General features: G+C 52.8%; 10 protein-coding genes. 7 read left to right on the forward strand and 3 right to left on the reverse strand.

The window, feature by feature from the left end; translation table 11 throughout:
- The 6 genes from L5470_RS12245 to L5470_RS12270 all read left to right on the forward strand — a co-directional run.
- A partial coding sequence (locus L5470_RS12245) for a hypothetical protein (RefSeq protein ID WP_499500131.1) occupies positions 1-203 on the forward strand: 203 nt, incomplete at its 5' end.
- Between the two features lie 290 nt (positions 204-493).
- Positions 494-817: a thioredoxin gene (gene trxA / locus L5470_RS12250; RefSeq protein ID WP_099798959.1), complete on the forward strand. Its 324-nt coding sequence runs from the start codon at positions 494-496 to the stop codon at positions 815-817.
- A gap of 41 nt (positions 818-858) precedes the next feature.
- Positions 859-1,080 carry a sulfur carrier protein ThiS gene (gene thiS / locus L5470_RS12255; protein ID WP_099798958.1) on the forward strand — a complete coding sequence of 74 codons (222 nt, stop codon included), beginning with the start codon at positions 859-861 and terminating at the stop codon, positions 1,078-1,080.
- The gene (locus tag L5470_RS12260; RefSeq protein WP_499500132.1) at positions 1,080-2,834 is read left to right on the forward strand and encodes an ABC transporter substrate-binding protein; all 1,755 of its coding nucleotides are present in this window, start codon (positions 1,080-1,082) and stop codon (positions 2,832-2,834) included. The genes thiS and L5470_RS12260 overlap by 1 nt, the downstream gene beginning before the upstream one ends.
- A gap of 251 nt (positions 2,835-3,085) precedes the next feature.
- On the forward strand, positions 3,086-5,377 hold the full coding sequence (locus L5470_RS12265) for a PAS domain S-box protein (RefSeq protein ID WP_499500133.1): 2,292 nt from the start codon (positions 3,086-3,088) through the stop codon (positions 5,375-5,377).
- Between the two features lie 9 nt (positions 5,378-5,386).
- Entirely contained in the window at positions 5,387-6,028 is a 642-nt protein-coding gene (locus L5470_RS12270; protein WP_499500134.1) for a bifunctional 4-hydroxy-2-oxoglutarate aldolase/2-dehydro-3-deoxy-phosphogluconate aldolase, read from the forward strand.
- Here L5470_RS12270 and L5470_RS12275 read toward each other — a convergent pair.
- On the reverse strand, positions 5,970-6,692 hold the full coding sequence (locus tag L5470_RS12275; protein WP_499500135.1) for a DUF1997 domain-containing protein: 723 nt from the start codon (positions 6,690-6,692) through the stop codon (positions 5,970-5,972). The two genes, L5470_RS12270 and L5470_RS12275, sit on opposite strands and share 59 nt — an antisense overlap.
- Before the next feature lie 121 nt (positions 6,693-6,813).
- Here L5470_RS12275 and L5470_RS12280 point away from each other — a divergent pair, with 121 nt between their 5' ends.
- On the forward strand, positions 6,814-9,144 hold the full coding sequence (locus L5470_RS12280) for a glycosyltransferase (protein ID WP_499500136.1): 2,331 nt from the start codon (positions 6,814-6,816) through the stop codon (positions 9,142-9,144).
- Here the strand turns inward: L5470_RS12280 and argB are convergent.
- Complete coding sequence (gene argB, locus L5470_RS12285; protein ID WP_099798955.1) at positions 9,074-9,961, reverse strand: acetylglutamate kinase; 888 nt, start codon at positions 9,959-9,961, stop codon at positions 9,074-9,076. The genes L5470_RS12280 and argB overlap by 71 nt on opposite strands.
- 12 nt (positions 9,962-9,973) lie before the next feature.
- Complete coding sequence (locus tag L5470_RS12290; RefSeq protein ID WP_099798954.1) at positions 9,974-10,447, reverse strand: polyketide cyclase / dehydrase and lipid transport; 474 nt, start codon at positions 10,445-10,447, stop codon at positions 9,974-9,976.
- Between the last annotated feature and the right edge of the window lie 574 nt (positions 10,448-11,021).

Consider the following 11,021-nt stretch of genomic DNA (forward strand, 5'->3'; position numbering starts at 1 on the left):
CTCTTCCGATCTGGCAGGATGTTGAGCGTATCGAACTGGCTAGTGTTGAAAAGCGCGAAACCACGAACCGAAACGTAAACGTAGTCCCAATAGCAGAAATGCTTGAGGTGAGTAGGGGGTCTTTGACTGCCCCCACCCGCATTAAGTTGTGGGTGACAGCTCAAGGGAAAAGCGAAGCAACGCGGCTTCAGCCCGTTGCGTAGCATCCTTTGGGAATCCCCTCTCTTTCAAGGAGGGGAGAAGTCAATACCGCAATTCATCTCACGCCTCAATCAACGATTTGAAGCGGAGGATTCTTGCAGTTATATGCTAAAATTGCCTAATAAAGTCGTGATCACCTTAGTTATTCACCAGCTTCAGGCGGGTGGTCAATAGCTCTGAGGATGATGATGATGACTTAAACGCCGAAGTCTAGTACTCTGCTCGATCTAACGTGCCTACAAAAGGCTACTGTATAATTTATAGCCGCTGATTCATTATAAGGGTTTGACCTATGTCCAGTGCATTGTCCGTCACTGATGCCACCTTCAAAGAAGAAGTTTTAGACAGTGAACTTCCTGTCCTTGTTGACTTTTGGGCGCCGTGGTGTGGACCGTGCCGGATGGTTGCCCCTGTGGTTGATGAAATCGCCAACCAGTATGCGGGCAAGGTCAAGGTGGTTAAGGTCAATACCGATGAAAACTCCAAGGTAGCCACTGACTACGGTATTCGTAGCATCCCTACCCTTATGATTTTTAAAGGTGGCCAAAAAGTTGATATTTTAGTTGGCGCAGTTCCCAAAACAAAAATTGAAGCGACTCTTGAGCAATTCCTTTAGAATTTTTTGCTTCAATCAATTGCGTGACGCACCTTAACCCGATGGTGACGATACAGCAACCGATTGTGATTTATGTGAATGGAAACCCTCACAGCCTTGAGCGATCGCTCTCGATTCTGGAGCTTTGTCAGGTTTTAGGGATTCATCCTCGCTTGGTGGCTATTGAATATAATGGCGAGATTTTGCATCGCCAGTTTTGGCAGGCAACTCAGGTCAATAGCGGCGATCGCCTCGAGATTGTCACCATTGTGGGGGGCGGTTAATGGGGCGACGGCCCTGGTGGCTGCTTGTGCTGCTAGTGTGGTGTTGCACCCTTATTGTGGGCAGTTGTCGTGTCTCTGTTGCCCCTCGCGCCAATCAACTGGTGAGTGCTGTTACTGCCGACCCCAAAACCTTTAACTACGCCCTCAGCCAAGAGTCCCCTAACGTATTTGGGTACCTCTACAGCGGTCTAGTGCAAGAAAATGGCCTCACGGGGGAACTAGAGCCAGCCTTGGCAGAATCTTGGCAGGTCAAGCCAGAAACCCTTGAAATTGTCTTTCAACTGCGCCCTAATCTGAAATGGTCTGACGGGGAACCCCTGACCAGTGAGGATGTGGTCTTCACCTACAACGAGGTGTACTTTAATCCTGAGATTCCCACTAGTAGCCGTGATATTCTCCGCATTGGCCCACAGGGGTTGCTGCCCACGGTAACTGCCCAAGGCGATCGCCAAGTCACGTTCAAGCTGCCCGAACCCTTTGCCCCCTTCTTGCGCAATACGGGCTTACCAATTTTACCGGCGCACAAATTGCGATCAGCAGTGCAGGAGCGCGATCGCAATGGTCGCCTCAAATTTCTCTCCCTTTGGGGCACCGACACCGATCCTCGCGAGATTGTGGGTAACGGCCCGTTTGTTATGGATCGCTACATTAACAATCAACGGCTGATCTTTCGCCGCAACCCCTACTACTGGCGATCGCCGTTGCCCCGCATTGAACGGTACATCTGGCAGATTGTTGAATCCACCGACACCGCCATGCTGCAATTTCGCTCTGGTGGGTTAGATGTATTTGCTGTCACTGCCGATATGTTTTCGCTGCTGAAGCGCGAGGAAACACCCGGACAATTCCGCATCTATAACAGTGGGCCTAGCACAGGCACTGTATATATCGCCTTTAACCTGAACCGAGGGAAACGCAATGGCAAACCCCTTGTGGATCCAGTGAAGTCCGACTGGTTTAACGAGGTACGCTTTCGCCAAGCAGTGGCCTACGCCCTGGATCGCCAGCGCATGATCAACACCATCTATCAGGGGTTAGGGGAACCGCAGCACTCCACCATTGCCACCCAAAGCCCCTTTTACTTTTCGCCAGAGGCGGGGTTACCCACCTATACCTATCAACCAGAAAAAGCCAAGGAACTGCTCCAGGCCGCAGGCTTTCGTTACAACGCCCAAGGCCAACTCTTTGATGCCAAGGGGAACCGTGTCCGCTTTTCACTGATCACCAACGCTGGCAATAAAATCCGCGAAGCCCTTGCTACCCAAATTCAGCAGGACTTAGGAGCCATTGGCATGCAGGTGGACTTGCAATTTCTAGCCTTTGGCACCCTCGTGGATCGCCTCTCCAATTCCCTTGAGTGGGAGTGCCATCTCTTGGGATTTACCGGTGGTGGCAGTGAGCCAAATGGCAGTGCTAATATTTGGCGAGTGGACGGCCTCTTGCATAGTTTTAACCAACAACCCAGCCCCAACCAGCCACCGTTGACTGGCCGAGTCATTGCTGATTGGGAGCAGCGTATTAGTGATCTTTATATCCAAGGGGCACAGGAACTGGACGAAGAGCGGCGCAAGCCAATCTATGCCGAAGCCCAGCGACTCGCCCAGGAATACTTGCCCTTTATTTACCTGATTAACCCACTGTCGCTCACTGCCTTTCGCAACCACGTCATTGGTGCAAACCCAACGGCACTTGGCGGTGCCCTGTGGAACTTAGATGAGCTACGGGTGGACGCAGCCTTCAGCGCCGATAATTAGCGAAATCGGCGGCAAGCCCCGCACCGTATTTATCAACCAACTGAAAAAATATGCCTGTAGCGCTTCTGGGTTGGGGGCAGCAGACAACCGAGTGATGGTGCCCGTATGATGCGCAGCGGTTTTGTCCAAATTCCAAGTGTATGATGGCAACAGGTTAGACACTGCAAACGGAAACTCCCGGTTCTTTTGACTGATCGCCTGCCATTGTTACCGCTTGCTGCAATGGGCGCGTCTCTACAATGATCTCTACAATGAAACAATTTTCGTCACCCTTTTTCTCTCAACTCTCGGTTTCGTGGCAACGCCTTGGCCTACGCTGGAAGCTAACGGTTGCCTTGGCCGCTGCTGCTATTTTTCCGGCGGCGATCGTCACCGAGTCTTTAATTCAGTTGAGCACCTTGAACTTTGAGCGGCAGCTCCAAGAGCAGTTGCGTTCTAGCCTTGATGATTTGGACTGGGAGATTAATAACCTCAGCTACGAAGCCCGCATTCAAGCCCTCCTGATTGCTAACGCTCTGCGCGCTGAGAACGGCAATCTCAGGGTACGAGAAATGATGCAGCCTGAGCGACTGGCTCTAGTGCTGGAACGGGTGGATGTCTCTGAGCAACCCATGAACATTATGATGATCGTGGATGCAACAGGGACTGTTCTTGCGCAACGTACCATGCTGCTAGCGGCCAGTAAGGCTCAACTCCTAAACTTGCAGGAACAAATTACCTCCCCATACCGGTTGGCACCCAGCCAAACAACGAGTATTGCAGCCTTGGCTCCCTTCCGGGTGGGGCGCGATCGCCAAGAGATGATCAGTGGTTTAGTGCTGCTCAATGGCGCTGAATTGAAGTTACTGGGGTTAGAGCGCCAAGGGAAAATAACCCTGCGTCCCCAGCCCATCACTAACCTACCGGTACAGGAGCAACCTGCCCCAGCGGGTACTTACCCCATTGAAGATGGCAATATTGGGCTTTTTGCCTTTGCCGCCAAACCCCTCTATGAGGGTAATCAATTTCAAGGGATGATTTTGACCGGTGTGCTACTGAACAAGATGCCGGATTTAGTGGATCGCACCCAACAGTGGTCTACGGTTGAGACGGTGGCAACCATCTTCGCCCAAGATTTACGAATTGCAACTAATGTCCCGTATCTTGACGGTCAAACCCGTGCCATTGGCACTCGAGTCTCGCGGCAAGTTGCGAGCACTGTGCTGGATCAAGATCGTATATTTCAAGGCAAAACGAATATCATTGGCTCCCCCTACGCGACTCTGTACCAGCCGCTGTACGACTTTCGCAAAACCCTTGGGCTGCCCCATCCTCCCCCCATTGGGATGGCCTTTGTGGGTAAGTCCCAAGCGTGGATTTCCGCCATGATTACCCAAAAGCGACTAGCAGCCTTTGTAATTACCCTGATTACCCTTGCGGTGGCAACGGGCTGGGCATACGTGAGTGCAAATGCGATTGTGAAACCCATCCAAGCTCTGGCCAATTCAACCCGGCGCGTCCGAGAAGGTAACTTGGATGCACAGGTACGCGTGGACTCCTTTGACGAGGTTGGCGATCTGGCGGAATCCTTTAATGCGATGCTTGTGCAACTGCGGCGGTCGTTTCAGGAGCTAGAGCAGAAAAATCGTTCTCTTGAGCAAATTCGCGATGAACTCATTGAGGCCAATGAACAGTTTGAGGCGGTCTTAAATGCTGTTCCGGGGACGATTTCTTGGATTAACGCTGAAGGGATTTATAAAGGGGTCAATCGCAAGTTAGCTGAAACCCTAAATTTACCACCAGAAGCATTTATTGGCCGCCCCCTTGGCTTTTTGCGCGAAGATGGTGAACTGGCAGAGTTTATGCATGAATTTGTCAACTCTCCTGACCTCTTTGCTTCGCGGGTCATTTCTGTTAGGCGAAATGGCACGATCATTTTCTACCTAGTGGCCTTACAAAAATATATGAAGGGTACCCACACCGTTTCTGTGGGGATTGATATTACCGATCGCATCCGGGCGGAGGAGGCGCTGCGGATTGCGGAGGAAAATTATCGCAGTATTTTTGAAAATGCCCTTGAAGGCATCTTTCAGGCGAGTGCTGACAGTCGCTTTATCCGTGTGAATGCAGCGATGGCCAGTATTTTTGGCTTTGACTCCCCTGAGCAGATGGTGGCATCAATCAGCAGTATTCGCGATCAAGTGTATGTGGAGGAGTCCACCCGGGATGAAATTACGAACCACTTTGACAGCGGTAATACCACGGGGCATTTTGAGTTCAAAGCCTATCGGCGCGATCGCCAGATCATTTGGGTAGAGGTGGATATGCGAGCTGTCCTCAATGCTGACGGGAGCATTGCTTATTATGAGGGCTTAGTGCAGGACATCACCGAGCGTAAGTATCGCGAACAGGCGATGCAACAACAGATTGAAGAGTTAAAGGTTGAAATTGACCACGAAAAACGGCGGCAACAGGTAGCAGAAATTACTGAGACAGAATATTTTCAACAACTGCGGCAGCAGGCTAGCTATCTGCGCAAACGCAGTCACCGCATGACTACCTAGGGAGCCTACGTGAAGGAGGGGTGGCAACAACGGCTGCGGTTTCTGCGGCCTTTACCTCTAATTGCTGTGGTTCGCTCAGCAGACCCCATGGTGGCGATCGCCCAAGCGGATCGTTATATCAGTGCTGGCCTCACCTGTTTAGAGGTAACCTGGAGCACGCCTGACGCGGCGGCAATTATTCGCCATCTGCAGCAGCAGTACCCCCACTGCACAATCGGTGCTGCGACGTTACGCACCACAGCGATGCTAGACGCTGCCCTTGTTGCTGGCGCACAGTTCTTGGTTAGCCCCCACACCGCTGTTGATTTCATTCCCCACGCCCAAGCCGCTCACGTCCCGCTGATTTTGGGTGCCCTAACGCCGACAGAAATTGTGCAGGCATGGCAAGCAGGGGCAGATGCGGTGAAGGTGTTTCCGGTGATGGCCTTGGGGGGAGCAGCCTATGTGCGGATGCTGCGGCAGCCATTTCCAGACATTCCCCTGATTCCCTGTGGGGGCATTCCTTGGTCAGAGGTGATCCCCCTCCTGAGGGCAGGGGCGATCGCCATCGGTATGGGCAGTCAACTGAGCCAAGGGCTAACCCCCTGCGAACTCAAGGGGCAGGTGCATCAGATTCGCCATGAGTGCCAACAACTGGGGATAGGGTTCTAACCCGCTCGGTATGAAAGCGTTGTCGTCGCCAGCGTTTTCCCAACTCTAAGCCAATGGTGGCGTGAAAGTCATCTTGCACTTTAGCCGTCAGGCGGTAGGAGACTTGGCGCACAATTTGGGCAAGAACACGATTTCCTGTCCCCTGAACTAGGCCATGGGGCAAGCGATAGATAAACCTCGGAAAATACATTTCCACCCGCAGGTCAAGCTGCCAATTCACCCGCGTGTAGTCATAAATATTGCGATCAAGCAGCTCAGGATCGGTTTCTGGCTGAGCTTTGAGCGGTACCAGATCCATCGCCGCTGCAAACTTCACGTTGTAGTTCAAAAAGGGCTGATCGGGCACTGGAATCGTTTCAATCCGATATACACCCTGATCTTGGGGGAGCAGATGCAAGCCAATTTTCGGCTCTACTTCGTAACCATGGGAGCCATAACGCCCAATGGTAAGAATATAACCATGCTGGCCAACGGGGGTCGCCTGCATAGGTTGAGCGCAGCGGTAAAACCATTCCTGATGGTTATTGAGATACTGCTCATACTGCTGTACGGGTGCGTAAACCTCCATCCACCCTTGAAATTGATTGTGAAAGATGAAGGGGGGGCGATCGACTGTTAGGGTTGAAAGGGCAGCCGGTTCAGTATCACCGCTGGACGTCGTCATAGGCTCTGGGCACTCAAGAAATGGCAATTACCATTGATCGTGGCATATTCTTGCAGCCATAGGATTGCTCTTACGTGGATTATTTTTCCCTAGCAGATCTGCTAGGGAACCAGCGGTAACCATGGCGCGTCAAATCCTTGAGTTTACATTTTTTTACATTTGGCGCACGCCTAGCAAGACGTTAGGATACCTCCCCATGCTGACAGCCTTGACACAGTGGTCTGCCACGCAACTGCGACGGGTTCCCCGCATCTTAGGGCTGATTCTGCTTGTGCCAGCACTCGCTTATCTGTTCTGGCAACACCGCGCTTGGGGCGATCGCGCCTTGAAGGCACTCTGTGATAGCTTACTGACGGTGCGAACTATCCCCTTGTTAGGGATTGAGCACCTTGAAAAGCCATGGCTATTTTGGCCATTAGTGTTGATGGTGGGGTTGAGTGGGGTTGTCCTGCGCTGGTGTACAGTACGGCAGCAATCGGGGCGTCTCGTCATTGTGTCTAGTCTATTGGCACTGATGCTGCGTTACCTGCTGTGGCGATCGCTCGTCACCCTAAATTTACGAACCCCAACAGAAGCAGCTGTCAGTCTTCTACTACTAGGGATTGAAGGTTTCATCATGAGTGGCTACGCCCTGCAACTGTACCTGCTACTGAAGGTTAACGATCGCCGGCCCCAGGCAGATGCAGCGGCGATGGCCGTTAAAGCCGGGCGCTATCAACCGTGGGTCGATATTCTCATCCCCACCTATAACGAGCCACTCACGATTCTGCGCCGCACCATTGTGGGGTGTCAGGCGCTGGACTATCCCTACAAGCGCATCTATGTCTTGGATGACACCCGCCGCCCTGCCTTGCAGGACTTGGCAGCAGAGCTGGGATGCCACTACCTTGCTCGCCCAGATAATCACCATGCCAAGGCGGGCAATTTGAACCATGCCCTTGGCCACACCCACAGCGAGCTGATTGCTGTGTTTGACGCCGATTTTGTGCCAACGCGCAATTTTCTCACCCGTACCGTTGGCCTATTTCAAACCGCCGATATTGGCTTGGTGCAGACCTACCAAAGCTTCTACAACCCCGATCCAGTAGCCCGTAATCTGGGGCTTGAAACCCAACTGCCCCAAGAAGTGGAAATCTTTTCTCGCCATTACCAGGTGTTGCGCGATAGCATTGAAACCGCCCTGTGCTACGGCAGTTCCTTTGTGATGCGGCGGTCTGCCCTTGAGGCGGTGGGGGGCTTTGTCACCGACTCCCTCAGTGAAGATTACTACACTGGCATTCAACTGGCGGCAGTCCACTATCGGGTGGTGTATCTCAACGAGAGCCTCAGTGCCGGTCTGTGTGCTGACGACATGGGCGGCCACATTGGGCAGCGGTTGCGTTGGGCGCGGGGTACTCTACAAGGATTTTTTATAGCCGCAGGCCCTCTTCGTGCCAAAAATCTCACCCTTTTACAGCGCTTGGCTCACCTTGAGGGAATGAGCCAGTGGTTCCACAGTCCGCTACGAGTGTTGCTACTAGTGTTACCCCTTGCCTCGGCGTTTTTGGGCATTGTGCCCTTGGAAACCACCCTGCGGGAGTGGGTGTACTATTTCTTGCCCTACTACTGGCTACTTCTAAGTACCTTTGCCTGGCTCAATAGCCGGAGTCGTTCTGCGCTGATCTCAGATGTATATGCGGTCGTGCAGTGTATTCCCCTCACCCTCACGGTGGTTCAAACGTTAATTCGCCCCTTTGGACGTGGATTTTGGGTCACCCCCAAGGGAACCCGTGGCGATCGCTACCGTTTTCAGTGGAGCTTGGGGTGGCCATTACTGGTCTTATTTGGCGCATCACTGGTGGCGGCTGTGCTCAACTGGCACCATCTGCAAGCGCGGGGGCTGATCTTGGCATGGGTCTGGAATCTTTACAATTTAGTTATCTTGGCTCTGGCCATTTACAGCCTGATTGAGCGCCCCCGTCCCGATCCGTACGACTGGCTAAGGGTGCAGCAAACCGTTGAATTGCACCTAGCTTGGGATCAGTCGGCAGCAGTCTGGGGTACCACCACCCACCTCTCGGAAGGGGGGGCGGTTGTTCAGCTCCATCAAGCTCTCCCCAGTTCGGCAGTGAACGTTGAGGTCACCCTTCGCCTCCTCGAAGTGGGTATCAATCTTGCGGGCACGATTGTTGACATTACCCCGCAACCTAGCGCCAGCACACCCCCAACGACGCTGATCACGATCCAGTTTGCCCCCCTCAGCCTCGACACCTACCGGCAGTTAATCCGGTTCTTGTTCTGTGAGCCAAATCGCTGGCAGTGGCCACAGGCTCCCTCTGAATTGAAGACCTTGGGGCTGTTGCTCAAAACGCTCGTGTGGCCGCCCATCCTACAGCGCCACCTTAGCCGCCAAAGGCGCGATCGTAGGCGGAACTGGAGCCAACCAGCATCGAGCCAATTCCCGAGTCCGTAAAAATTTCCAGCAGTAGGGCGTGGGGAACGCGGCCATCAATGATATGGGCTGCTTTTACCCCCTGCGCTAGCGATCGCACACAACAGGTCACCTTGGGAATCATCCCACCAGACACAACTCCCTCTTTGATGAGTTGCCGCGCCTCAGCAATATCCATCCGATAAATCAGGGTACTGGGGTCATGGTAATCGCGTAAGATTCCAGCGGTGTCCGTCAGCAAAATTAACTTTTCAGCCCCTAAAGCAGCCGCAATTTCGCCGGCTACCGTGTCGGCATTAATATTGTAGGCCTGCCCTGTTTCGTCCGCCGCCACACTGGAAATGACGGGAATATAGCCCTTTTCCACGAGAGTGGAGACAACACGGATATCCACCCCCTGCACTTCACCCACAAAGCCAATACTGTCCTCCCCTTGGGCGCGGGCACGGATCAAGTTACCATCTTTGCCGCACAATCCCACGGCTTGACCACCCGCTGTGTTAATCAACGTTACAATTTCTTTATTGACTCGCCCCACCAATACCATTTCCACCACATCCATCGTGGCCGCATCGGTGACCCGCAAACCATTTTTGAATTGCGGTTCAATATTTAGCTTTGCTAACCAAGTATTGATTTCAGGCCCACCCCCATGCACCACCACAGGACGAATGCCCACATAGGACAAAAAGACAATATCGCGAATCACCGAATCCTTGAGGTGTCCCTCTTTCATCGCCGCTCCGCCATACTTCACCACGAAGGTGCGCCCCGCAAAAGACTGTAGGTAGGGTAGGGCTTCGCTTAAAACCTGTACGCGATCGTTATCCGTCAGCATCGCTTGTGAGTCCTAGAACCCTAGACACGGATCAATGGGCGGCGGCGATGCCTTTGGCGGATCTTTTTCAGCGGCGATCGCCAACTGCGCCGCCACGCCGGCCGCATAGTCACGAATAAGAGACCACAGGAGCGGCGCTAGCCACCCCCGCAACATCACCGAGCACGAAATATGACTCCCACAGAGGGTTGACTCAATGCGATAGGTCACCCGCTCTTCCACCCCCGGCAGCACTAAAATGCGAATACTCAAAAGCTTCCCCGGCGACACCCGCTCCACAAAAATCTGAATTGGCCATGGAATCCAGCGCGTCACCGCCTGAAAGATAAAGCCGGGTTTAGGCACGAACCCGTAGGGCACATTGGTACGTAAAATCAGCGGGTGCCATGAGACATCAGCTAAATTGACGATTTTGCGCCAAATTAAATCGACCGACGCTGAACTCAGGGCTTGATAGGTTCCTGCCAGCGGCCAACTGTAGGTCATCCCAGTAGTCTTTTTACGTTGATGATGGGGTTCGGCCACAGTTCGTTTACCCTAATGATGCATTGATTTGTTTGCCCATTTGCGCTGCAGATAACAAACAGCGGTAGCGCGATGCCCTAGGGCAGCACGCCAAATCTATCTTACCCAAAACAGGGAATGCATGGAGAACACTAGGGCGTTGCTGAATAGAAGTATGACTTTCGGGTTTGACTCTTTTGTCGCCTTCACCCTAGCCCTTTCCCAAAGGAGAGGGAACAAGACTCTTAGCTCCCTTGTATCTTAAAACTAGAGAGACAGACCGTCACCCCTTAGATGCGAGACATCATGGAGAAGCTAGGGTCATCTCTCTGATGCAACAGGTCAAACTCGAATCATCGGTTGGGACAGTAGAACCCCCATGACGCAAGGCTGAGTAAACACCTGATTTACCCCCAGACAGGCGCAAAAGTGATATGCAGGATCAAGAACAATGGATTGGCATTGATGTGTGTAAGCGGTGGCTAGGTGTACATCTACGCCCCCAGAAGCAGAGTTTTCGCGTGAGCAACACCGCGAGTGGGATTCGCGAACTTTT

Source organism: Synechococcus sp. PCC 6717, from assembly GCF_022698185.1.
GTDB classification, from domain to species: Bacteria; Cyanobacteriota; Cyanobacteriia; order Thermosynechococcales; family Thermosynechococcaceae; genus Thermosynechococcus; species Thermosynechococcus lividus.